General features: G+C 60.7%; 20 protein-coding genes. 10 read left to right on the top strand and 10 right to left on the bottom strand.

From position 1 onward, the window contains the following. Both KW840_RS26340 and KW840_RS26345 read right to left on the bottom strand, forming a co-directional pair. Positions 1-1,907, bottom strand: a 1,907-nt coding sequence (locus KW840_RS26340) for a VCBS domain-containing protein (RefSeq protein ID WP_218498269.1), incomplete at its 3' end; no start/stop codon positions are given. 89 nt (positions 1,908-1,996) lie between these two features. Continuing rightward, on the bottom strand, positions 1,997-2,284 hold the full coding sequence (locus KW840_RS26345; RefSeq protein WP_218498270.1) for a PilZ domain-containing protein: 288 nt from the start codon (positions 2,282-2,284) through the stop codon (positions 1,997-1,999). A gap of 202 nt (positions 2,285-2,486) precedes the next feature. Between KW840_RS26345 and KW840_RS26350 the strand changes: the two genes are divergently transcribed. From KW840_RS26350 to KW840_RS26360, 3 genes are all read left to right on the top strand, one after another. Next, positions 2,487-3,152 (top strand): response regulator transcription factor, encoded by a 666-nt coding sequence (locus tag KW840_RS26350; protein WP_218498271.1) that lies wholly within the window; start codon positions 2,487-2,489, stop codon positions 3,150-3,152. A gap of 170 nt (positions 3,153-3,322) precedes the next feature. Continuing rightward, positions 3,323-5,131 carry a monovalent cation:proton antiporter-2 (CPA2) family protein gene (locus KW840_RS26355; protein WP_057715228.1) on the top strand — a complete coding sequence of 603 codons (1,809 nt, stop codon included), beginning with the start codon at positions 3,323-3,325 and terminating at the stop codon, positions 5,129-5,131. A 175-nt stretch (positions 5,132-5,306) separates the two neighbouring features. Then, complete coding sequence (locus tag KW840_RS26360) at positions 5,307-6,404, top strand: DNA alkylation repair protein (protein ID WP_218498272.1); 1,098 nt, start codon at positions 5,307-5,309, stop codon at positions 6,402-6,404. A gap of 132 nt (positions 6,405-6,536) precedes the next feature. Here KW840_RS26360 and KW840_RS26365 read toward each other — a convergent pair whose 3' ends face one another. Further along, positions 6,537-7,439, bottom strand: a complete 903-nt coding sequence (locus KW840_RS26365; protein WP_057715230.1) for a LysR family transcriptional regulator — start codon at positions 7,437-7,439, stop codon at positions 6,537-6,539. Positions 7,440-7,571: 132 nt separating this feature from the next. Between KW840_RS26365 and KW840_RS26370 the strand changes: the two genes are divergently transcribed. Continuing rightward, complete coding sequence (locus KW840_RS26370) at positions 7,572-9,218, top strand: GMC family oxidoreductase (RefSeq protein ID WP_218498273.1); 1,647 nt, start codon at positions 7,572-7,574, stop codon at positions 9,216-9,218. Between the two features lie 216 nt (positions 9,219-9,434). Continuing rightward, positions 9,435-11,057 (top strand): MFS transporter, encoded by a 1,623-nt coding sequence (locus KW840_RS26375; RefSeq protein ID WP_218498274.1) that lies wholly within the window; start codon positions 9,435-9,437, stop codon positions 11,055-11,057. A gap of 127 nt (positions 11,058-11,184) precedes the next feature. Here KW840_RS26375 and KW840_RS26380 read toward each other — a convergent pair whose 3' ends face one another. From KW840_RS26380 to KW840_RS26395, 4 genes are all read right to left on the bottom strand, one after another. After that, positions 11,185-13,665, bottom strand: a complete 2,481-nt coding sequence (locus tag KW840_RS26380; protein WP_218498275.1) for a TonB-dependent receptor — start codon at positions 13,663-13,665, stop codon at positions 11,185-11,187. A gap of 105 nt (positions 13,666-13,770) precedes the next feature. Continuing rightward, complete coding sequence (locus tag KW840_RS26385) at positions 13,771-14,721, bottom strand: FecR domain-containing protein (RefSeq protein WP_218498276.1); 951 nt, start codon at positions 14,719-14,721, stop codon at positions 13,771-13,773. Next, complete coding sequence (locus KW840_RS26390) at positions 14,718-15,239, bottom strand: sigma-70 family RNA polymerase sigma factor (RefSeq protein ID WP_057715235.1); 522 nt, start codon at positions 15,237-15,239, stop codon at positions 14,718-14,720. Before KW840_RS26390 ends, KW840_RS26385 begins: the two co-directional genes overlap by 4 nt. A 176-nt stretch (positions 15,240-15,415) precedes the next feature. Beyond that, the gene (locus KW840_RS26395; RefSeq protein WP_057715236.1) at positions 15,416-15,784 is read right to left on the bottom strand and encodes a DUF427 domain-containing protein; all 369 of its coding nucleotides are present in this window, start codon (positions 15,782-15,784) and stop codon (positions 15,416-15,418) included. 255 nt (positions 15,785-16,039) lie between these two features. Here KW840_RS26395 and KW840_RS26400 point away from each other — a divergent pair, with 255 nt between their 5' ends. The 3 genes from KW840_RS26400 to KW840_RS26410 all read left to right on the top strand — a co-directional run bounded on the left by KW840_RS26400 (position 16,040) and on the right by KW840_RS26410 (position 19,415). Then, on the top strand, positions 16,040-17,986 hold the full coding sequence (locus tag KW840_RS26400) for a DNA topoisomerase III (protein WP_256353644.1): 1,947 nt from the start codon (positions 16,040-16,042) through the stop codon (positions 17,984-17,986). Positions 17,987-18,058: 72 nt separating this feature from the next. Further along, entirely contained in the window at positions 18,059-18,562 is a 504-nt protein-coding gene (locus KW840_RS26405; RefSeq protein WP_218498278.1) for a GNAT family N-acetyltransferase, read from the top strand. 523 nt (positions 18,563-19,085) lie between these two features. After that, positions 19,086-19,415, top strand: a complete 330-nt coding sequence (locus tag KW840_RS26410; protein WP_032829393.1) for a hypothetical protein — start codon at positions 19,086-19,088, stop codon at positions 19,413-19,415. A gap of 125 nt (positions 19,416-19,540) precedes the next feature. Here the strand turns inward: KW840_RS26410 and KW840_RS26415 are convergent, their stop codons facing one another. Beyond that, positions 19,541-21,043, bottom strand: coding sequence for an aldehyde dehydrogenase family protein (locus KW840_RS26415; protein WP_218498279.1), 1,503 nt, complete (start codon positions 21,041-21,043; stop codon positions 19,541-19,543). A 285-nt stretch (positions 21,044-21,328) separates the two neighbouring features. Here KW840_RS26415 and KW840_RS26420 point away from each other — a divergent pair, with 285 nt between their 5' ends. Beyond that, positions 21,329-21,835, top strand: coding sequence for a DoxX family protein (locus KW840_RS26420; protein ID WP_218498280.1), 507 nt, complete (start codon positions 21,329-21,331; stop codon positions 21,833-21,835). A 69-nt stretch (positions 21,836-21,904) separates the two neighbouring features. Here the strand turns inward: KW840_RS26420 and KW840_RS26425 are convergent, their stop codons facing one another. Both KW840_RS26425 and KW840_RS26430 read right to left on the bottom strand, forming a co-directional pair. Beyond that, entirely contained in the window at positions 21,905-22,879 is a 975-nt protein-coding gene (locus KW840_RS26425) for a nitrilase-related carbon-nitrogen hydrolase (protein ID WP_057715240.1), read from the bottom strand. A 101-nt stretch (positions 22,880-22,980) separates the two neighbouring features. After that, complete coding sequence (locus tag KW840_RS26430) at positions 22,981-23,913, bottom strand: GlxA family transcriptional regulator (RefSeq protein WP_218498281.1); 933 nt, start codon at positions 23,911-23,913, stop codon at positions 22,981-22,983. Positions 23,914-24,071: 158 nt separating this feature from the next. Between KW840_RS26430 and KW840_RS26435 the strand changes: the two genes are divergently transcribed. Next, positions 24,072-24,734, top strand: coding sequence for a glutathione S-transferase family protein (locus tag KW840_RS26435; RefSeq protein ID WP_218498282.1), 663 nt, complete (start codon positions 24,072-24,074; stop codon positions 24,732-24,734). The last annotated feature ends 22 nt before the right edge of the window (positions 24,735-24,756 follow it).

Here is a 24,756-nt window from a genome sequence, read left to right on the forward strand (position 1 = left end):
CTGCCGGTGACGGTGATAGTCACCAGTTGGGTGTCGACGCCGCCGAGGCCATCGCTGACCTGCACGCTGAACACTTCGTTGTGACTCTCGCCCGCCTTCAGCGACTGCACCGCACTGGCGACACCATCGGTGCCATTGGCCAGGGTGTAGGTCCATTGGCCGCTGTTGTTCACGGCGATCGAGCCAAAGGTGCCGGTGTTTGACCCGGCAATACTCCAAGTGGCGGTGGCATCGTGGTCGATGTCGGCCGAACTGAACTGGCCATTCACGCTGAACGTGGTGTCTTCCTGCACCGCGCCGGCATCATGGCCGGTCGCGAAGCTGAGCACCGGTGCGTCGTTGGTGCCGGTCAGGGTGATCATCACCGTCTGCGGTGCCGAAGCGGCGTTGTCCGTACCGCTGTCGTCGCTGGCCACCACGGTGTAGGAGAAGCTGATGGTTTCGCCGGCGCTCAGGAAGTCCAGGTTCTGGTTGCTGCTGTAGGTCCAGCCGGCCTGATCCACCGAGAAACCGGCGACCAGCGCGGCGGCCTGCGCCGCGCCGAGGGTGCCGCCGCTCCAGACGAGGTCGTTGTTGGCGGTCTGGCTGACAGTCACGACGTCGTTGCTGTCCAGATCGGCGAAGCTCAGCGCTCCGCTGTCGCTCAGCGTGGCCGCGCCGTTGCCTTCGTTCATCGCCCCGGTCGTGTCGTCGATGGTCAGCGTCGGCTGGTCGTTGGTGCCGGTCAGGGTGATCGTCACATCCTTGGTCACCGTCGCCCCGAAGTCGTCGGTCAGCGTCACCGTGAACACTTCGGTCTTGGTCTGGCCCTCGGCCAGGTACTGCGCCGCGTTGTTGTTCAGCGTATAGGTCCAGCCCACGCTACCCGCAGCGTCGCCTGTGCTCTCGTCGCTGACAATGGCCACCAGCGTACCCAGCGCACCGGACGGCGCGCTCACGCTGGCCACATGTGCGTCATCGGCCAGGTCTACGTCGCCGAAGGCGAAGCTGCCGCTGGCCACCGTGGTGCCGTCTTCGGTCACCGCCCCGCTTTCGATTTCTGCCGCCGCCACCGTCGGCGCGTCGTTGGTGCCGGTGATAGTGATGGTCACATTCTGCGTTACCGACGAACCCTGACCATCGCTGATGGTGACCAGGTAAGTTTCGGTTACTGTCTGTCCCTGGGCCAGGTACTGCGCCGCCGCATTGTCCAGGTTGTACGTCCATTGCACCGAACCGTTGGCCGCGTTCGCAGCTTCGCTTACCGGCGAGAGCATGAACGTACCAAGATGAGTAGCGTTGCCCCCCGCCGGCGTGAACGTCGCCATGTGCGTGTCATTGAGGTCGACGTCGTTAAAGACAATCGTGCCGCTGGCCGTCAGCGAGTCGGTCGTGCTCGCAGTGGTGTCGGCGTCTTCGGTCACCATGCCGGCCTGCGCGCCGAGGCTGATCGTCACACCATCATTCACGCCCGAAAACTGCACGGTAGCAGTGGCCCAACTGAGCGTTCCGTTGCCGAGGCGAATCGCATAGGTAAAGCTGTCCGTCAGGAGCTCACCAGTGGCAAGCGCCTGGAGTTGTTCCTTGAACTCACACGAGAAAGTAGCGGCGTCGTAGCCGACCTTCCCGTCCGAGGTGATCCAGATCTTTGCACCATTCTTACTGGTGTCAGAACTCGTCGCCTCAGCCCTCGCCGTATCCTGGGTCAGGAGGTCGGCCGGAGCATAAGCCTTGGTGGCAGTAGAAAAACTGTCCGCGTTGTCGAGTGACCAGAGTGTCTTCGCGTTGCCGCCAAGGTCATTGGACATGACGTCCCAATACATGACCCCCAGCAGATTTTCAGTGGTGTTAAGGACATCATCCTTCGCCTGCGGCGTGTTGGAAAACGAGGTAACGGTTCCGCCGCTTGTAGTTGTAGTGCTAGCCATGTCTTTCTCCCAAGAATGTCACCCTGAGCAAAAAACCGCTATGGGCCACCAACAGCCGCAAGCCGATTCTTCCTCAACCCACGAACACTTCACTCCACCGGTACCAGCCGGCTGGCCAGTAGCTTCACGCCCACCCCGGCCCTGCCGCCCAGCGGTTCAATGCGCACGATTTGTCCTTGCGCCTTGAACTTCATGGGGCCGCCGGGCGTGTCGAGTTCGATCTCGAAGTCAATCAAGCTACCCACCTGCTGCTCGCTATCGGTTTCGAAATACAAACCGGAGGCGCTGATGTCACGGATGACACCCTGGCCCCCGCCGATCAGTTGCAGCGACAGGGTGACTTGTTCACGGGGCTCAATTCGGTGTGCGTCTTTCATGACTGCAGTCTAAAAACGGCCGCTGTTTATTACATGAGTGCGCTATCCCTTTTTTCTGGGAGTCAATCACCCATAAAAACAGTGTTTTATGGGACAAATGTCATGGGAGGGGGCACTGAAGCGCTATAGAAAAAAGCTACAGGCTGCAACGATTGCTATCATGATCAGCTAACACAACCCGCCTAAAGAGGCAGCGACCCGAATGCCAATTCAAGTCCTGTTAGTCGCTCTACCGCTCGTGGCCTGGGGCCTTGAGCGTCTGGTGGAAAGCGCTCAACCAAGGTTGGCGCTGGCGGGTTCGGTGGCGTCGGTGGCGCAATACCTGCTTTCGCTGCACCAATACGCGCCGGATGTGGTGGTGCTGGACCTGGACAGCGAGGACTGTATCGAGTCACTGGCCGAATTGCACAGACAGACCAAAGCCAGGATTCTGGTCGTGACAGGGTCGAGCGACGTGACGCTGCATGACAGTGCGGTGCTGGCAGGCGCACGTGGCGTGGTGGATAAGCGGGAGTCGGCATCCGCATCGACATTGCTCAAAGCCATAGAAAAAGTGCATGACGGCGAGCTCTGGATTGACCGCAATGCGACCAGCCGTATCTTCCTTGAACTGGCGCGCAAGAAAGTCGAGCGCGATATAGACCCGGAGCAACAAAAAATCGCCAAGCTAACGCGCCGCGAGCAGCAAACCATTGCATCGCTGGCCCGCGACCCCTCTGCCCCTGGCAAGTTGGTGGCCGAGAAACTGCACATCAGCGAACACACGCTGCGCAACCATTTGACATCGATCTACAGCAAGCTGGGCCTGACGAATCGCGTAGATCTGTACGCCTACGCACACAAGCATGGGCTTTCCACAGGCGACTGAGCCGATTCCTTCCAGATTGATCGAAAACCCGATCTACCCCACCCATCTCCTGCGAGACCGGCAAGATTCGCCATCAATCTGCGTGACAGACCACTGCCGCAGTGGATCTTCACGGAACCCAGCCTTTATCCTTGACGCCCCCCGCTGTCCCGAGTCCTGGAGTTTCGCCCATGCCCCATGAAGGCAACCTGCTACAAGCCGCTGTCGTATTTCTGATGGCGGCCGTACTCATCGTTCCATTAGCCAAGCGCCTGCAACTGGGGGCGGTTCTGGGTTATCTGTTTGCCGGGGTGATCATCGGCCCGTCGGTGCTGGGCCTGATCGACAACCCGCAAAGCGTCGCGAACATTTCCGAACTCGGCGTGGTGTTGCTGCTGTTCATCATCGGCCTGGAACTGTCACCGCGACGCTTGTGGGTGATGCGCAAATCAGTGTTCGGCGTGGGCTTGGCCCAAGTGCTGCTGACGGGTTCGATGATCGGCGTGGTGGCGCTGTGGCTGTTTGGCCAGCCATTGAACACCGCGATCGTCCTGGGCCTGGGTCTGGCGCTGTCGTCCACGGCGTTCGGCCTGCAAAGCCTGGCTGAACGCAAGGAACTGACCAGCCCCCACGGGCGGCTGGCGTTCGCGATTCTGTTGTTTCAGGACATCGCCGCGATCCCCTTGATCGCCATGGTGCCGTTGCTGGCCGGTGGCGATCACAGCACCACCGTCAGCGAAAACCTGAACCACGGCCTGCAAGTGCTGGCCAGCATCGCCGTCGTGGTGATCGGTGGGCGCTATCTGCTGCGACCGGTGTTTCGCGTGGTGACCAAAACCGCGTTGCCAGAGGTCTCCACCGCCACGGCGTTGCTGGTGGTGATTGGCACAGCATGGCTGATGGAACTGGTCGGGATTTCCATGGCCCTGGGCGCCTTCCTCGCCGGTCTGTTGCTGGCGGACTCCGAGTATCGCCATGAACTGGAAGCCCAGATCGAACCGTTCAAGGGCCTGTTACTCGGGCTGTTTTTCATCAGTGTCGGCATGGGGGCGAACCTGAGTTTGCTGCTGAGCATGCCGATGGCTGTGCTGGGCCTGACCCTGTTGCTGATCGCGATCAAACTGCCGCTGCTGTTTATTGTCGGTCGATTGGCCGGAGGCTTGAAGAACGTCAGCGCGATCCGCCTGGGTATCGTGCTGGCGGCCGGTGGTGAATTTGCCTTTGTGGTGTTCAAGATCGGGCGAGATCACGGGCTGTTCGCGGCAGAACTGTATGACTTGCTGGTGCTGACCATCACCCTGTCCATGGCCGTGACACCCTTGTTGCTGCTGCTCTGCGCACGGTTGGTCAGCCCTAAAGTGCAACCGGTGGAAGTGCCGGAGAAGTTCCGCGAAATCGACGCCGACGCGCCACGGGTGGTGATCGCCGGCATGGGGCGCATGGGCCAGATCGTTGCGCGGATTCTGCGCGCGCAGAACATCAAGTTCGTGGCCCTCGACACCTCGGTGGAAACCATCGAACTGTCCCGCAGTTTTGGTGGCGTGCCGGTGTTCTACGGCGACCCGATGCGCCCGGAAATCCTCAACGCGGCCAAGGTCGGGGAAGCCGAGTACTTCGTGATCGCCACCGACGACCCGGACACCAACATCAAGACCGCCGAGCTGGTGCGCAAGCTCTATCCGCATATGAAAATCATCGCCCGCGCCCGTAACCGTCAGCATGTGCACCGGCTGATGGACGTCGGCGCACACGCCGTGCGCGAAACCTTTTATTCGAGCCTGGAAATGAGCCGGCAAACCCTGATCGGGCTGGGATTGACCCAGGCTCAGGCGGATGCGCGGATCAAGCGCTTCAAGCAGCACGACGAAGTGGTGCTCGAAGCCCAGCATGCGGTGTATGACGACGCGGTGAAAGTGATGCAGACGGCGCAGGAAGCGCGGGCGGAACTGGCCAGGTTATTCGAGTCGGATCACCTGCAAGAGCAAGCGGGCAAGAATTGAGGTGACTGTGAGGGCCCCTTCGTCGGAACGCCGCCCGGAGCAAGCCCGCTCCCACATTGGATCTTGGGTGTTCAAAAATATTGAGCCTGACAGAGCCCCCTTGTGGGAGCGGGCTTGCTCGCGAAGAACGATAACGCGGTGCATTGGATAAACAATCATTTCAAAGGAATCCACCATGACTGACCAACCTGCCCCCGCCCTCAAGGAAATCTTCAACAGCGCGCGTCTCCAGCACATCGCCACCGAAATAACGGCGGTGTATCCGGAATTCGAGGCCAGACGCTTCCTGAAGCTGGCCCGATCCGGGCTGGCAGACCTCAGTGTCATGCAGCGCATGGCCCGGGTCAGCGAATGCCTGCACGCGGTGTTGCCGCTGGACTATGAAGCGTCGCTGCAGGTACTGCGCGCCCTCGCCCCGCGCCTGAACAGCGGCTTCGTCAGCATGTGCCTGCCGCACTTTGTCGCCAGCTACGGCGCCCATGCGTTCGATCAGTCAATGGACGCGCTGAAGTACTTCACCGCTTTTGGCTCTTCGGAGTTCGCAATCCGTCACTTTCTGCGCAGTGACCTCGAGCGCTCGCTCAAGCTGATGCATGCCTGGTCGCTGGATGACAACGAGCATGTGCGGCGCCTGGCCAGCGAAGGATGCCGGCCACGCCTGCCCTGGTCATTCCGGCTGGAGCCCATCCAGGCCGATCCGACACTGGCCGCGAACATCCTCGACAACCTCAAGGCCGACACGAGCCTGTACGTACGCAAATCCGTGGCCAACCACCTCAACGACATCACCAAGGATCATCCCGACTGGGTGCTGGACCTGATCGAAGGCTGGTCGCTGGACAACCGGCACACCGCATGGATCGCCAAACACGCCCTGCGCAGCCTGATCAAACAGGGCAACCGACGGGCACTGGCGATCATCGGCGCGGGCGGCAAGCCTGAAGTCGAGATCGTTGATGTAAAAGTCGAACCGCCGGTGATTGGCCTCGGAGAAAAAATCACTCTGTCGTTTGCCGTCAAATCCACCGTTCAAAGCAGCCAGCGCCTGGTGATCGACTACGCCATCGATTACGTCAAGGCCAACGGCAGCACCTCGGCGAAGGTGTTCAAGCTCAAGGCGCTGACGCTGCCGGGCAACGCCGTCGAAGCCGTCAGCCGTGGTCAGCAGATCAAGGAACTCACCACCCGCCGGCATTATGCGGGGCGCCATGCGGTGCACATCATGGTCAATGGTGAGCGGCTGGCCAGCACGGCGTTCGAGATTCTTGCTTGAGCCCCAAGATGGATATTGGATGTGCTGCCGCCATCGCGAGCAAGCTCGCTCCCACATTGGTTTAGCTTCGTTCGCAAAATGTGTGACAACACAGCACCCTGTGGGAGCGAGCTTGCTCGCGATCGCGTCCGTTCAGGCACCGTAGGAGGTTGGCCCGAGCAACAACCCTTGCTCCCGCTCACACAACTCCACCACATAATCCCAAAGCACCCGCAGCCGCACCGATTTGTGCAGCTCCCGGCGGGTGCTGATCCAGTAGCTGCGCTGGATGCTTTCGTCCGGCAGCAGCGGCACCAGGTCCGGGTCGGCGCTGGCCATATAGCACGGCAGCACGGCGATCCCCAGGCCTGAGCGCGCCGCCTGTTGCTGGGCGATCACGCTGGTGCTGTGAAACACCACCCGTGGGTTGCGGCAGAAGCTGTTGAGGAACATCAGTTCCTGGCTGAACAGCAAATCATCGACATAGCCAATCCACGCATGACGCCCCAGGTCCTCCCGACTGCGCAACGGCGGTGAGCGATCGAGATAGTCCTGGCTGGCATACAACGCCAGGCGATAGTCGGTGAGTTTGCGGGTGACCAGCATGTCGGCGGCCGGGCGTTCGAGGTGGATGCTGATTTCCGCCTCGCGGTTGAGGATGCTGACAAAACGCGGCACCGCCACCAGTTCCACCTCCAACCCCGGATAGCGCTCGAACAAACCGTTCATGCGACTGGCCAGAAACATGATGCCCAACCCTTCCGTCACGCCGACGCGGATCTTGCCCAGCGGCGCGGTGGATTGGGTGATTTCCTCCTGTGCCAGCAGCGCCACGTTCTCCATCGCCTCGGCGTGTTTAAGCAACGCCTCGCCGGCCGGGGTCATCTCGTAACCCTGGGCGTGCTGGACGAACAGCGCCGTACCGAGGCTTTTTTCGATGGCCTCGATGTGCCGCGCCACGGTGGCATGGGTGGTGTTCAAGCGACGGGCAGCCGTGAGCAAACGCCCGCTGCGCTGCAATTCGAGAAAAAACCGCAGGTCATTCCAGTCGAACATGAATCGTCCTTGTTCGTTGCCGTTCGGGATGCTGTTTAAAAACGCACAGCAGCTGCGCAAAAACTAACATTCTTTTGACGAAAGCTAACAACTAGGATGACAGACAACAAGAACAACAACACGAGGTCAGGGATGCAGGCTTCCCTAGATGAATTCGATTACATCGTGGTCGGGGCCGGGCCGGCCGGGTGTCTGCTGGCCAATCGACTGTCGGCCGATGCGCAACATCGCGTGTTGCTGCTCGAGGCCGGCGGCCGCGACAACTATGCGTGGATTCACATCCCCGTGGGTTACCTGTTCTGCATCGGCAACCCGCGCACCGACTGGTGCTTCAAGACCGAAGCGCAACCGGGCCTGCAAGGCCGCGCCCTGAGCTATCCGCGCGGCAAGGTGCTGGGGGGCTGCTCCTCGATCAACGGCATGATCTACATGCGCGGCCAGGCCGGCGACTACGACGGCTGGGCCGCCGACGGCAATCCTGGCTGGAGCTGGCGAGACGTATTGCCACTGTTCAAGCAGAGTGAAAATCACTTTGCCGGCGCCGCCGAGTTTCACGGCGCCGCGGGCGAATGGCGGGTCGAACGCCAGCGCCTGTCATGGCCGATTCTCGATGCGTTCCGCAGTGCCGCCGAGCAAAGCGGCATCGCTAGCATCGATGACTTCAACCAGGGCGATAACGAAGGTTGCGGTTATTTCCAGGTCAATCAGAAGGCCGGCATCCGCTGGAACGCGTCCAAGGCCTTTCTCAAACCCATTGGCCAACGCCCCAATCTCACCGTGCTGACCGGTGTCGAAGTCGACCGCGTGTTGCTGGACAATGGCCGCGCCTCGGCGGTCAGCGCCCGCTGGCAAGGCCAGGCAAAAACCTTCAAGGCGCGCAAGGAGATCATCCTGTGTGCCGGCTCGATCGGTTCGCCCAGCATCCTGCAACGCTCCGGCATCGGCCCGCGTCCACTGCTTGAGCGGCTGGGCATTGGCGTCGCCCATGAGTTACCCGGCGTCGGTGGCAACCTGCAAGATCACCTGCAACTGCGGCTGATCTACAAGCTGGAAAATGCCCGTACCCTGAACCAGATCGCCGGCAGCCTGTGGGGCAAGATGGGCATGGGCCTGCGCTACCTGTATGACCGCAGCGGCCCGCTGTCCATGGCGCCGAGCCAGTTGGGCGCCTTTGCCCGCTCGGGGCCGGAGCAGACTTCAGCCAACCTCGAATACCACGTGCAGCCGCTGTCGCTGGAACGCTTTGGCGAACCGTTGCATGCCTTTCCGGCGTTCACCGCGTCGGTCTGCGATCTACGTCCGCAAAGCCGTGGCCGGGTGGAAATCCGCTCGGCCGATCCGCAAGAAGCTCCGCTGATCCAACCCAATTACCTGAGCCACCCGCAAGACCTGCGGGTCGCCGCCGATGCCATTCGCCTGACCCGGCGCATCGTCGCCGCCCCGGCCCTGCGTGCCTTCAATCCGGTGGAGTACTTGCCCGGCGACAGCCTGCAAAGCGAAGAACAGTTGCACGAAGCCGCCGCGCGGATCGGCACCACGATTTTCCATCCGGTGGGCACCTGCCGCATGGGCAATGACGCCGACGCCGTGGTCGATGAGCAACTCAAGGTCCATGGCATTCCCGGCCTGCGCATTGCCGATGCCTCGATCATGCCGCGCATCACCTCGGGCAACACCTGCTCGCCGACGCTGATGATTGCCGAGAAGGCTGCACAATTGATCCTCAACCCCGCCACAAGGAGCATCACACCGACAATGGAACTGATCGCACACCCCTGAATCCTTACGCGCCCCCCTGTAGGAGCGAGCTCGCTCGCGATGAACCTGAGAGCGCACGTGGGTGTCAGGTTTGCAGCGTTATCGTTGACGACCATCGCGAGCAGGCGCGCTTCTACAAGTAGCGGATACACCCGATACATCGCAGTAGCGGCACCCGCCCACAAGGCCGGTGCCGGCAGTGGAACAACAAAAACAATCACTGTGAGGGATACCGGTATGTCAGAGAACGTTCAAACCCTGGAAGCCGTGCGTAGCGCGGGCACCAGTCAGGAAACCCAGAAAGTCATCTTTGCCTCGTCCCTCGGGACAGTCTTCGAGTGGTATGACTTTTTCCTCTATGGCGCCCTCGCGGCGGTGATCAGCAAGCAGTTTTTCGCCGGGGTCAACGACACCACGGCGTTTATCTTTGCGCTGATGGCCTTCGCCGCCGGCTTCATCGTGCGGCCGTTCGGCGCGCTGGTGTTCGGTCGGTTGGGGGACATGATCGGGCGCAAGTACACCTTCCTCGCCACCATCGTCCTCATGGGCCTGGCGACGTTCTGCGTCGGGCTGCTGCCGACCTACGCCAGCATCGGCATCGCCGCGCCAATCATCCTGGTGGTGCTGCGCATGCTCCAGGGCCTGGCCCTGGGCGGTGAATACGGCGGCGCCGCGACCTACGTCGCCGAGCACGCGCCCATCGGCAAGCGCGGCTTCCACACCAGCTGGATTCAATCCACCGCGACCCTGGGCCTGCTGCTGTCGCTGCTGGTGGTGCTGGGCTGTCGTTACTTCACCGGCGATCAGTTCGAAGTCTGGGGCTGGCGCATTCCGTTCCTGTTTTCCATCGTGCTGCTGGGCATCTCGACCTGGATTCGCCTGAGCCTGCATGAATCGCCGGCCTTCGTGAAAATGAAAGAAGAAGGCAAGTTGTGCAAACAGCCGATTCGCGACTCCTTCGGCAAGTGGGAAAACCTCAAGGTGGTGTTGATCGCCCTGTTCAGCATCAATGCCGGGCAAGCGGTGACATTCTACGCCGCGCAATTCTATGTGCTGTTCTTCCTCACCCAGTTCCTGAAAATGGACCCGGCCGTGGCCAACGGTTTGCTGATCGTCAGCGTGACCATCGGCGCCCCCTTCTTCATTTTCTTTGGCTGGCTGTCGGACAAGGTCGGGCGTAAACCGGTACTCATGATCGGCCTGCTGCTGGCCACCGCCCTGTACTTCCCGATCTTCAAGACCCTGGCCCACTACGCCAACCCGGCCATCGACCAGGCCAGCCGCCAGGCACCTATCACCGTGATGGCCGACCCGACCACCTGCACCTTCCAGTTCGACCCGGTGGGCAAGGCGAAATTCGACAGCCCGTGCGACAAGGTCAAGACCTTCCTGGTCAAGCAGGGCCTGCCGTACCAGAGTGCAGTCGCACCGGCCGGCAGTGACGTGCAGGTGAGCGTCGGTGACGTGAAGATCGACGGGTTCGACGAAGCCGCCCTGCGCGGTGCCGTGACCCTCGCCGGTTACCCGCAACAGGCGGACATGCAGCAGATCAACAAGCCGATGATCGTGGCGCTGATCGTCGCGCTGATCATCATCTCCGCGATGTGCTACGGCCCGCTGGCGGCGTTGATGGTCGAACTGTTCCCGACCCGCATCCGCTACACCTCGATGTCCCTGCCCTACCACATCGGCAACGGCTGGTTCGGCGGCTTCCTGCCGACCGTGTCGTTCGCGTTGGTGGTGTACACCGGGGATATCTTCTACGGGCTGTGGTATCCGGTGGTGATCACCGGGGTGAGCCTGGTGGTGGGGATGATTTGCCTGCGTGAGACGCGCAACGTCGATCTCGATAAAAACTGACCTGACCTGTCATTGTAGGAGCGAGCCTGCTCGCGATGGACTCGAAAGCGCCGCGTTTAACCACTAAACACGCGTTTTCGTTAACGACCATCGCGAGCAGGCTCGCTCCTGCAGGGATTTTGCAGCGTCAGAAACGGGCCTTGACCGATACCATGAAGTTGCGTGGATCACCGTAGTAATTGCCAAACGTCTCGGTACCAATGGTGGCGTAGTAACGCTTGTCGAACAGGTTGTTGCCGTTGAGCGCAACAGACCAGGTGTCGTCGATGCGATAGCCTATGCGACCGTTCCAGACGGCATAACCCGACTGGCTGATCTTTTTTGCACTGTTGGGTGAAACCCGAAAGTTATCGCTCTGCGCGTTGACGCCGGCACCAATGCTGAACCTTTCCAGAGACCCGCTCAGGGTGTAGTCACCCCACATGCGCAATACATGCCGAGGCACATAGCTGTTGAACGCAGCGCCGTTCAGACTCGTGTCGATGTCATCCAGGGTCTTGGTCTGGGTGTAGGTGTAACCCGCCAGCAATTGCAATCGCTCAATGACTTCACCGCTGATTTCCGCCTCGAAGCCCTGGGCCCTGACCTTGCCGGCATTGACGTAGCAATAGCCGTCAGAGGATGGACAAGACGAGTTGTAGTCGGTTTGCGCCTGGTCTTTCTGGATCGTGCGAAACAGATTGAAAGAGCTGTTCAAGCGACCGTCGAACCACGCCCCCTTGATCCCCAGTTCATAACTCTGGCCCACCAGAGGCTTGAGGGTCGAGCCGTCTTCGGCCCGCAAGTTACCCTGGGGCGTGAAGATTTCCGCATAGCTGGTATAGGCCGTGAGGTTTTCATTGAGGTCAAGCAACAGCCCGGCAAAAGGTGTGACCTGCCCTGTTTCCTTGGTGCTGGCGTGTTCGGACGTACCCGAACTGATGAACACCGAATCGGTATCGGAGCTGTACCAGCTGACGCGGCTGCCAATGACGAAGGTCAACGGTTCCGCCAGTTTCAGGCGCAAGGTCGAGTAAGCCCCCTTCTGTTTGGTCACGCTATCGACCGGACCGCCACGAGACGAGTTGTCGATGAAGAAACTGTCGTCCGGCTCCGGAATATGTTTGTCGGGATTGAACACATTTTGCCGTTGCGGCAGAAACGCCACCGAGTAGAAGTCGTCCTTGTTCGAACGACTGGCATTGAAACCCACCACCAGTTCGTGTTGCAGGCCGAACCCATCGAACTTGCCATCCACGTAGGCGTCGAGGCCGTAGTCGACTTGATCGTAGTCGTACATGCTGCCCAGCACACCGGTGGTATCCACGCCAGGCGTTACCGCCCCGGAGGCGAACGCGTATTTGATGTCCTGGGTGTTTTTTGTGTAAACGCTGGCGACTTTCAATGCCCAGTCTTCGTTGATCTGGTGCTTGAGATCGCTGAAGACCGTGGTGCGTTTACTGCGCCAGGTGTTCCACGACGGATCGAGGCAGGTTGAACGACTGAGCTTGAGGTCGCTGCCATCCTTGTAGCGCGGCAACCCGCCCCAGCACGGATTGGCGTCGACATCTTCATAGGCCAGGCCCACCCCGAGCGTGGTGTCCGGGCTCAAGTCGACATCGAGCGCGCCGTAATACACCTGGTCCTTGCGACTGGCATCGTCGACAAAGTAATGCCGGCTCTGCTCCGCAATCACGGCGCGGCCGCGCAGGGTGCCCGAATCGTTCAGTGGGCCGCCGGTGTCGACCTGTGCGCGATAGTTGTCGTAACTGCCGCCCGACAAGGTGATCTCGGTGTGAGGCGTCGCTTGCCCGCGTTTGCGCACGAAGTTCACACCGCCCGCCGTGCCGCCCGCGCCTTTCATCATGCCGGCGGCACCGCGCAGGATTTCTACCCGGTCGTAATACGCCATGTCCCCGCTGAAACTGTCGGCCTGAACGTAGAGGTTGCCCATGTCCAGTGGCACGCCGTCGTACTGGTACTGGCCGGACATGCGGAAACCGCGCGAGTAAAAGTATTTGCCGCCCATGGTCGAGTCGTAGACGGTGATGCCCGGGGTCTTCTCCATCACTTGATCGATGGTGTTGAGGTTCTGGTCATCGAGCATCTTGCGGGTCATCACCGTCACCGATTGCGGTGTTTCCCGCAGGGAGTGTTCGCCTTTGCCGATAGTGATCGCTCCGGTGGTGTACGACCCGCTGTTCTCGGTCGTCGCGTCCAGCTCCTGCCCATTGATGTTGGTGGCGCCCAGTTCCAGCGCCGAACCGGACACAGGCGCCGCCCGCAGCATGTAAGTACCGTTGCCCTGGGGCTCGGCTTGCAGGCCGCTGCCACCGAGTATGCGTGCAAAGCCTTCACTGACACCGAAAGAGCCTTTCAGCCCGGGGGAACTGAAACCGTCGGTTTGCCGCGCATCGAACGAAATGGCCGCGCCTGCCGCGCTGGCAAAACGACTGAGGACTTCAGTCAGGCTGCCGCCGGCGATATCGAAGGATTGAACCGAACGCTGTTGTTGCGCCGGCACCGGCGCGGCGTATGTTGCAGCAGACCATGAACCGGTTGTCGTAGCCGCCAATAATCCAAACTTCACCGCGGTCGCCAGACGACCAGACTGGTACACCCGAAACATGCTTACCCTCCCCCAAACGATCAATAAAAACTCATTGGGGGATGAGCCGAACGATGCGCATGAATAGTGCAATGGTGCAGAAATTATTTTTATCGGCGTCGCGGATTAGCCCGTAGCACCACCGGAAACATTGACCCAATAGCGGCTGTAGCGGGTGACACGCAACGACAAACCACTCTCCAGCGCTGCCAGCGCCACGTCTGTGTCGTCAATCGGAAAAGAACCGGAAACCTTCAGGTCGGCGATGCTCGAATCGCAGCGCAGAACACCCCTGCGATAGCGCGAAAGATCGGCCAGCAACTCGGCCAAGGGGCGGTTGATCGCGATAATGCTGCCCTGGCGCCACGCCCCGACCGAGGCATCGCTCGATTGCATTGGACCCAACCCGGCAGGACCGAAGGCCATGCGTTGACCAGCCTCCAGCCGTGCCTTCGATGGTGACACGCTCACCTCTACGGCCTTTTCCAGCACCGCCACTTCGCTGCCGCGTCCCTGGGAGCGGACGATAAACCGCGTGCCCAACGCCCGGACCTCGCCATCTCGAGTGACAACCTTGAACGGCCGCTGCGCAGGGTCAACGGCGGTCGAAACGAGAATTTCCCCCGCCAGCAACTCCAGCACCCTCTGCTGGCCATCGAAACGCAAGTTGACCGACGTCTGGGTGTTGAGCAGCAGCGAGCTGCCATCGGCCAGGCGAAATTCCCGGCGCTCGCCCACTGCCGTGCGGTAGTCGGCGAACAGGTCCCGGGTTACCTCACTGCGCCAGCCCAACCACCCGAAGGAGCCCGCCGACGCCAGCACCAGCACGCTGCGCAGCACCTGGCGACGGGATCGATCGGCTCCGCGCAAGGCCGGCGCAGCCAGTGCACCCGGAACCCGAGCCATCTGCTCACCGACGTCGGTCATGCGCTGCCAGGCCTGGTGATGCCCAGGATCAGCCGCCAGCCAGGCGCGCCAGGCCACCTGATCGGCATCCGTTGCAACACCGGAGTGAAGCCTCGCGTACCACTGCGCGGCGCTGCTGATCGCTTTCAGTTCGGCGGGCGACAGGCTCATGCGAGCTGCAACTGGATTTGCATCAGACAGCAATGCTCCATGGCCTTGGCCATGTGGTTGTTTACCGTACGCACGCTGACGCCCAGGCGCTCGGCGATCTGTGGGTAGGTCAGGCCATCGAACTGCGAGAGGATGAAACTCTGCTTGATCTTCGGCCCCAGTCCTTGCAGCAACCGATCAATCTCCATCAGTGCTTGCAGCAAAATCGCCTGTTCCTCCAGCGATGGCTGTTGCCGTTCGGGAGTGGCGGCCAACGCTTCAAGATAGGATTGCTCCAGCGAGCGGCGGCGAAACAGATCAATCAACAACCCCTTGGCGATCATCGACAGATAAGGCCGCGGCTCGCGGATCTCCAGTGCGCTGCGTGCCTTGATCACCCGGACAAAGGTGTCCTGCGCCAGGTCCGCGGCATCGAACGCGTTCCCCAGACGCTTGCGCAGCCAGCCATGGAGCCAACCGTGATGGTCGCAATACAGGTCGTTGACGGCGCTGCGCAGGGATAAATCGTTGGCGGACATGAGAGTGGAATAATTCGCGAGTGATAATGACTCGCATTGTCATACTTGTAAGAGCTGATTGGCAATAGCCATGGGGGCAATCCAGAATGTCCAAGTGAGCAGAAGGACATTCCGGAATTTGCCGATCAGGGGGATAACCGTTGAATCGTGACTGTCTTATCGCTTGAAAACGACAATCAAACCTCGGCATCAAGCAGCTCGAACTTCACTTGATCCGGGTAGAACGCCAGATAACCGCGGATTTGCTCTACCGACACCTTGGGGTCTTCGTAACTCCACACCGCGTTGGCGCTTTCATGCCCCGGCACCTGCAGGCTGAAATAGCTGGCATCGCCCTTGTAGGGGCAATAACTGGTGTGGTCGGTACGGGCGAAATACTTCTCGTCGATGTCCTCTCGCGGCACGTAGTACACCGGCGGGTAGTTGGCCTCCAGCAACACCAGGGCCCGCGCCGAGGCGGCCACTTGAATGCCGTGAAATTTTACCAACAGACAGCCAGGCTGCTCGGCGATGGTGATGACAGGGCTAGGACCGGAGCTTTTCATGGAAAACGTTCCTCATGACGGTAATGGACCTGCAAATCGATGTGGCAGCGTGGCTTGCCCGCGATGGGCTGCGCAGCAGCCCCAAAACCTGAAACCACGATTTATCAGGTATAACCCAAGTTTTACCCTCGCGACTGCTTCGCAGCCGAACGGGAGCGACACACAAACCTGTACATCCATACAGATAAAGATTGCTCCATCGTTCATCAAGCGCCATTCTGTGCATCTCTGGCACATTGATCGACGATGGTGGTTATGCGGCTGTACCTCTGTGAAAAACCTTCCCAGGCCAAAGACATTGCAGCAGTCCTCGGCGCCCGGCGCCGGGGCGATGGCTGTTGGTTGGGAACGGACGTCACGGTGACCTGGTGCATCGGCCACTTGCTGGAAACCGCACCGCCGGATGCCTACGACGCGCGCTACAAGCGCTGGGTGCTGGCCGACCTGCCGATCATTCCCGAAAAATGGAAAATGACCGTCAAGCCGCGCACCGCCAGCCAGTACAAGGCGGTCAAGCGCCTGCTCGGTGAAGCGTCCGAACTGATCATTGCCACGGACGCCGACCGCGAGGGCGAGATGATCGCCCGGGAACTGGTGGAGCATTGCCGCTATCGCGGACCGATCCGCCGGCTCTGGTTGTCGGCGCTGGACGATGCGTCCATCCGCAAGGCCCTCGCGGCCCTCAAACCGGGGAACGAGACCTTCAGCCTCTATCACTCGGCCCTGGGGCGTTCCCGGGCCGACTGGCTGATCGGCATGAACATGAGTCGGCTGTTCACCCTGCTGGGGCGCCAGTCTGGCTATCAAGGCGTGTTGCCGGTCGGCCGGGTGCAAACGCCGACCTTGCGCCTGGTGGTGGATCGCGATCGCAGCATCGCCGACTTTGTGCCCGTCCCCTATTGGGCCATCGACGTGCAACTGCTGCACAACGGCACGGCGTTCACGGCGCAATGGCGCGCGGCATCCGAGCTTTGCGACGACCAGGACCGCTGTCTGAATCAGGCATTGGCGCAACAGGCGGCGGCCGCCATGAGCAGCGCGGCCAGTGCGCGGGTGATCAATCTGCGCACCGAACGGATGCGCGAAGTGGCCCCGCTGCCGTTCGACCTGGGTACCCTGCAGGAGGTCTGCTCAAAGAAACTCGGCCTCGGCGCCCAGGAAACCCTCGACATTGCCCAGGCGCTGTACGAGACCCACAAAGTCATTACCTATCCGCGCAGTGATTGCGGCTACTTGCCCCTGAGTCAGCACAGCGAAGCGCCGGCCATTCTGGCGGCGTTGCGTCAGGCCGATCCGGCGTTGAACGCCTTGCACGATCACCTTGATCCGCAGCGGCGCTCACGGGCCTGGAACGATGCCAAGGTCAGTGCGCACCACGGCATCATCCCCACGGCTGCGGCGAAGAACCTCGAACGTCTGGCGGGTAAACAGCGTGCGGTCTACACCCTGATCCGCGCCCGATACCTGGCGCAGTTCCTGCCCAATCACGAGTACGACCGCACCCAGGCCGATTTCGACTGCGCCGGCGAGGCCTTGCGCGCTGTCGGCAAGCAGATCATCGAGCCGGGCTGGAAACGCGCCCTGCCCGAAGCACTGGCTCCGGCCAAGGGGCGCGAAGCCCCGGCACCGCAGACTCTGCCCAACCTGGCCGAAGGCATCGACTGCGCAGTGGCCGGCGTGCAATTCAAGGACCTCTGGACGCAACCGCCAAAGCCGTTTACGGAAGGCGACCTGATCAAGGCCATGAAGAATGTCGCCAAACTGGTGCAAGACCCGCTGCTCAAGCAAAAGCTCAAGGACACCACCGGCATCGGCACCGAAGCGACGCGTGCGTCGATCATTCAGGGCCTGCTCGACCGTGGTTATCTGGTCAAGAACGGCAAGGCCCTGGCCGCCACGCCGGCCGCGTTCAGCCTGATCGACGCCGTACCCCGGGCCATCGCCGATCCGGGCACCACGGCGATCTGGGAGCAGGCGCTGGACATGGTGCAAAGCGGGGAAATGAGCCTGGAGGAGTTCGTCACCAAACAGGCGGCGTGGATGAGCAAGCAGGTCAGTCGCTGTGCCGGCCTGAGCCTGACCATCAGCGGTCCACCGCCCGGCGGGCGCTCCGCAACTCCATGGAAGAAAAAGCGCAAGAGCGCCCCGCGCAAATCATCGACTGGCACCAGGCGCGGGGCAAAGCCGGCAAGCAAAACCTGAACCCGACACCGAACCTTGTGGCCAACCATAATCAAGGGTGTACCTGCCCCGGCGTAACTGGAGCCAACCCGTATGCCTTCGATAGAACTGCACGCCGCCCAACGCGATGAACTGGAAACCATCGAGAACCTGATGCAGTTCTACACCTACGACTTCAGCGAATGGTTACCGCTGAAACTCGGCGAATACGGTTTCTTCAACATCCTGCCCATGCCCGACTACTGGCGAAACCCGGCTACCCGACCCTTCCTGATCAAGGTCGACGGTGAACTGGCCGGCTTCGTGACCGTGGATAACCAGGTCCATCTATCCGGTGCCGACTACAACATCGGCTATCTGTTTGTCAGTCGACGCTTTCGTGGCCGGGGTGTCGCGCGATTTGTCGTTTCCACCCTCTTGAGTCGGTTCCCCGGTCAATGGCAGATTTTCCACATCGAGGCGAATCAGCCGGCGCGCCTGTTCTGGGCCGCCGTGATGCCGGGGCTCAACGTTGCCGGGCTCACCTTGCATCAGCAGGTGGTTGACCGCTATCCCTGCACTTTTTACCGCTTTGAGTGTCCGCCTTTGTCGTCCTGACCGACACACCTTCGACTCCACCCGCTAATTCCCAACAGCTTTGTCCGACAATATGTAGTGACTAAAAATATTCACTACAAAACCGTTGACGCCTCCGATTTGCCCTTGCATGATGCAGACGTCTCCCCGATCGGGAGTACAGGCAACACGTTTGAGCAAGCTCGTCTGACCGCCGAGCTGTTTTTCCCGGATACACGCTGCCCACAAGGCAGATTGAAGAAGCTGACCTGGCCTGAACGTCCAGTACAAGGGCGAGAAGTCTTGGCGAGCAATCCTCATGAAGCTTGTGGCCGACCCTGAAAATGTCGGCAGTGGCCTTAAGGTTTTCGCCGCTTCTCTTCGTTGTGACGCTATTGCGTAGCAGTTATTCAACACGACTACATGCAACAGACGCAGGACCCCGCCCGATAAGGCGGTCGAACGCTGACGTCCTGGTTTCGGTGCCAGGGATCAACTAACCGATGGGCTACCTGTATTAGCGAATCAACTTTGAAAGATCACCAATTGGTCAAGGGGCTTTATGATGAATCTGAACAATCAACCAACTATCGATGAACTGGCTCGTATCTTCGCTGCAAAGAAAGACAGCCACGACAACCATATTCTCTGGATCAGCAAGTGTGGCCAGGTTCATATCGACTGCCTGTCGCCGCACGCCCATGAAGCAGAGTTCGACCAGAACAACCAGAACCTGCTCGCCCGACTGAAGATGTACCGTCGCGGCCAGGGTTATGTCGGCAAGAAGGCCGCGGCCGACAAGGACTTCATCGGTAATGTTCTGCAAACCCTGAAACAGGCCTGGGCCTCGATGCAGAACCAGAACGAAGTTCGGGTGATTGACCGGTTCTACTGATTAAGATGAGTCATTACTGACTTATTGATAAACAAGGCCTGCTCCCGATAAGGAGCAGGCTTTTTTATGTTGGAATAAACATCAACTGTGGGAGCGGGCTTGCAGCGGTCACAAGTTCCGCCATCTCAGCGTTTGACGCCCAGATCGATTTGGGTCATGCGACTACGAATGGTAAACACGCCATCACCCGAGAGAATCGCACTGCGAGCAAACAGGCGCCCGCTCTCCCAGTTCGAAAGCCCCAGCTCCGGCTTGTTCAACGCGTACTGGCCGTCGACCCAACGGGTGATGCCGTTGCCGACAAAAGGCGCGTTGACCGCGTTGTAGAAACGCTCCTGAGCCTCGGCACTTTCACTGATCAATGACACGGTGAATTGCGGGCTGTAGCGATTGAACAAGGCAATGGCATCGTCCAGGTTGTCGACGATCTTCAGGCTGACTTCCGGGGTTTCTTCCCACTCCCATTCACGGCCCAATTGATCTTCCGGCAACGGTTCGGCCTGCGCCTCGCTCTGATAGCCTTCGGCACGGTATACCTGGACCGTTGCAGTCAGCCAGTCTTGCGGCAGGTGCGACTCGCTGCCTTCAACGATATGCAGCTTGCAGCCCTGGCCCCGTGCGGTGCCGGCCTGCTTGAGTGCGTCGAGGAACAGCGGCACCAGTTCAGCGGCGCGGTCGCGGTGAATCAGGCAGACGTTCAGGGTGTTGCAGACCTTGCGGTCCAGGGAGTTGCGCACCACGGCGGCAAAGCGCGGGGCGTCGGCATCGGCGTTGGCGATCAGCCACGCACCACCGGTGCCGTGCAGGCTGACCGCCGTGCCGGCCTGCTGCGCGATGCTGCCCAACTGGCTGACGGCGCGACCCGAACCACGGGCCACTGCCAATGACAGGCGTCGGTCAGCGAACATCGCCCAACCGGCGGCGTGGTTGACACTTTCCACCAGCGACACGGCACCGGCCGGCAAACCGGCGTCGCTCAGCGCAGGGTTCAGTGCATGGGTGACGATCGCCTGGGCGGTGCCCAACGCATCACTGCCGATGCGCAGCACGGCGGTGTTGCCGGTACGCAATACACCGGCCGCGTCGGCAAACACATTCGGCCGGCCTTCGAAGACGAACGCGACGATGCCCAGCGGCGAGACCACTTGCTCGACTTTCCAGCCATCGTGCTCGACGCAACTGATCACCTTGCCACGGCTGGCCGGTGCATCGCGCCAGGCGCGCAGGCCGGCGATCATGTCGCGACGCATGCGCTCATCGGCCAGCAAACGGGTGGTCGAACGACCGCGCGCCTTGGCCCGTTCGATGTCGGCCAGGTTGGCGGCTTCGATCAAGGCCCAGCATTGCGCGGTTTCCAGGCGTTGGGCAAACAGGTCGAAGAAGGCGCTGATGGCTTGATCGGACACTGCCGACAGCGCGGTGAATGCCGCCTGGGCGCGCTCGATCGCGACGTTGGCCGCTTGCTGGTCCGCCACGGGAATCAGCAACAACTCGCCGCTGACCTGCTCCACCAGCAGGTGGTCACCGGGCTGGAAGCGCTGCGCCAGTTCGGGGCTGACGACAGTGACACGATTACCGGCGAAAGGGATTGGCGTGCCAGCGACTAGACGTTCGAGCGCAAGAGACATGAAGCGGTTTCACCATGCAGGGGGCGGCCAGAAAATGTATAGCAATTTCCCTGTGGGAGCGAGCCTGCTCAATCCCACAGGGGGTAAGCGATGGCCGTTTACGTATCTCAGTGTATACAGCCCCACCCCAGACACACCCCGCACTCAAAACCCCGCCACAACGACACACCGCAGATACACCCTATTGATGAAATACGCCTGTCGATTGGCCAAGCCGATCAAAGCGCTCAACTCTCGGGGGTATGCCGTTGCCCCGCCGCCCTGACCTGAAAGAGAACTACGCCCATGAACACTTCCGTTTCTTCGGCCGTCAAAGGCCTGCACCTGAACCTCGACCGTGCCGGCGACTGGGTTGCCCCCCTGGCACTGCGGGTGTTCCTCGCCTGGGAATTTTTCGAGTCCGGCCTGGAAAAATTCAACGGCCAGAACTGGTTCGCCGATATCCAGGAGCGCTTCCCGTTTCCGTTCGACCACCTTCCAGCGACGCTGAACTGGGAACTGTCGATGTGGGCCGAACTGATCTTCGCCCTGACCTTGCTGGTGGGCCTGGGCACACGTTTTTCGGCGCTGAGCCTGATGGTGGTAACCCTCGTCGCAACCGCCGCCGTGCATTGGCCCGCCGACTGGCACACTCTCAGTGAACTCGCCCAAGGCTATGCCATCAGCAACAAGGGTTACGGCAACTTCAAGCTGCCTTTGATCTATCTTGTGGCCCTCACGCCGCTGTTGCTGTCGGGTGGCGGTAAGCTCGGCATCGATGCGCTGCTGGCGCGTTGCTTCTGGCGACGCTGAAACGACAGCTGCAACGCCGACAAACAAAAAGGGGACTTCCATGAAGTCCCCTGTTTTTTTTCCCCGGAACTAACCCATCACCTCTTCCAGCCCGGTCTGTTCCGCCAGCTTTGGATGCGCGCTGCGCTCATGCACATGGGATTGCGGCGTGCGGTCAATCAGCAGGCTCAGCAGTTCCGGGCGGCTGTAGTGTCCACGGGAATCCATCATGCGCTTGCGCTTGTCGATCAGGCCCATGTCGAGGTCGGCGATCACCTCGCCCTCACCTTCATGCAACGAACCCAGCACCGAGCCATCCGGGCTGATGATCGCGGTGTAGCAACCGCCGGAGATCGGACCGATGGCGCAACCGGTGTCGGCCATGATCTGCGCCTGTTGCTCGGGGTACAGCCACGCCGTGGAGTTGACCACAAAGCACGCGGCCTCCAGAGCATGCTGACGAATGCTGACTTCCATTTGCGAGGCGAACAGCGGACCTGCAAACGACCCCGGGTACATGGCCGCATGGATCTGTTCGCCATCGGCCATCAAGGCATAACGGGCCAGCGGGTTGAAATGCTCCCAGCAGGCCAGTTGCCCGATGCGCCCTACCGCGCTGTCGACGGCCCGCAGGCCTGAGCCGTCGCCCATGCCCCAGATCATGCGCTCGTGGTAGGTCGGGGAAATCTTGCGGCGACGCTGGATCAGCGAGCCGTCGGCATCGAACAGCAACTGCGTGTTGTACAACGTGCCGCCATCGCGCTCGTTGACGCCGATGGACACGACCATCCCCGCTTGCCTGGCCGCAGCGCCGATGGCATCGGTGGCGTGCGAAGGCACGGTGACTGCCTGGTCCAGCAGCTTGAGGTGTTCGGCGGCCATTTCGAATGGCGACTGCACGTAGGAAAAGTACGGGTAGTACGGCACCACGGTTTCCGGGAATACTGCGAATTGCACACCTTGCTCGCCGAGTTCGAGAATCTTCTGCACCACTTTGTCGACGGTGCCTTCTCGGCTGTAAAGAACAGGGCTGATTTGTACGGCGGCGGCTTTGACGAGGGTCATGGCGGTGATCTCATTGAGGAAAAGGTTTCAACGAGATAAATATTACGTAAATAATATTAAGACCTGAATGTCGCATACACCACCTTTCAGGACATGACGATTCAGCCCCGACTGGCACGCTGAATCACCTGCGGCGGCTGCCCGAACGCACGAATAAAAGCGCGGCGCATCCGCTCCCGGTCACCAAAGCCGGTGTCCGTCGCTACCACATCGATAGAGTGCCGTCCGGTTTCCATCATCAACCGGGCCGACTCCACCCGCAGGTTTTCGATGGCCTTGGCCGGAGACTGGCCGGTTTCGGCATGAAACACCCGGCTGAATTGCCGAGGGCTGAGATTGGCCGCACTGGCCAGCTCCTCGACCGACAGCGCGGACTTGAGATTCTGCCTGGCGTAATTCAGCGCGGCCTGTATGCGATCGGTCTTGGGGGCCAGCTCCAGCATCACCGAAAACTGCGACTGCCCGCCGGAACGCCGGTGATACACCACCAATTGCCGCGCTACCTTGCGTGCAACGTCGACGCCCAGATCGCTCTCCACCAGGGCCAGCGCCAGATCGACGCATGCGCTCATGCCGGCAGCCGTCCAGACGTTGCCGTCGTTTATGAAGATCCGGTCTTCCTCGACCTTCACGTTCGGGTACGCCTTGCGAAACGCCGACACATGCGCCCAGTGGGTGGTCGCCCGCCGACCATCAAGCAAACCGGCCTGGGCCAAGGCAATCGCCCCCGTGCAAATCGAACCCAGACGCCGGGTGCCGTGGCTGGCGCGGCGCAGAAACTCCAACATGCCCGGCGTGGTCGGGCGGATCAGATTGTCGCCTAGGACCAGCAGCGTATCGAACGCGCGCTGGTCGAACGCTTCGGTCTGCACTGCAAAACCGGCGGACGTTTGCACCAGGCCACCCGGCTCGGACAGCAATGTAATGCGGTACAACGGCTCGTCGCCGGCGCTATTGGCCAACTCGAAGGCGGCACACATGGCCAGGCCCAGAACCTGGAAGCCGGGATAAACAATGAGTCCGATCTGGTGCATGGCGATATGACCCTAAACGTGGCATGCCTGATGTTCAGGCCAGAAGACTTGTACTCTAACCCGAACAGCAGGCGCCGGGCATCAGGGCGGAGCACCTCGCGCATTGGCCGATAGCGACGGATAATCAGGTGGCTTCCATCTCACCGAGGAATTGCAGGATGTCACTGACTCTTTATTTCCATCCGCTCTCGTCGTTCTGCCACAAAGCGCTGATCGCTCTCTATGAACTGGGAATCGAGTTTGAAAAAAGGGTCATAGACCTGGGTAACGAGGCTGACCGGGCCGAGCTTCAAGCGCTGTGGCCGATCGGCAAGTTTCCGGTGCTGCGCGATCACGCCCGGCAAAAGGATGTGCCGGAGTCGAGTGTGATCATTGAGTACCTGGACCGGCTTCATCCCGGCCAGGTGCATCTGGTTCCGGACGACTGGGAAACCGCGCTGGAGGTGCGTCTGTGGGATCGTTTTTTCGACCTGCACATCCAGGTGCCGATGCAGAAGATCGTCGCTGACAGAATCAATGCCGCAAACGGCGACCTGACCCGCGAACGCGCCGCGCTAATGACGGCGTACGGCATGCTTGAACGTCAGCTGGCGGCAAGAACCTGGGTCGCCAGCCCCGCGTTCAGCATGGCCGACTGTGCCGCCGCCCCGGCACTGTTCTACGCCAGCACCCTCGTACCCTTTCCCGGCGATCATCGCCACTTGAGTGCTTATTTCGACAGGTTGACCCAAAGGTCCTCGGTCAAGCGGGTCATCGACGAGGCAAGGCCGTATTTTTCCTGGTACCCGTTTGCCGAGGCCATCCCGGAGCGCTTTCGGTAGTAGCGCCAGCGCGACCGGGGAA

The sequence above is a fragment of the Pseudomonas sp. PDM30 genome, assembly GCF_019218985.1.
In the GTDB taxonomy this organism is placed as follows: domain Bacteria; phylum Pseudomonadota; class Gammaproteobacteria; order Pseudomonadales; family Pseudomonadaceae; genus Aquipseudomonas; species Aquipseudomonas jessenii.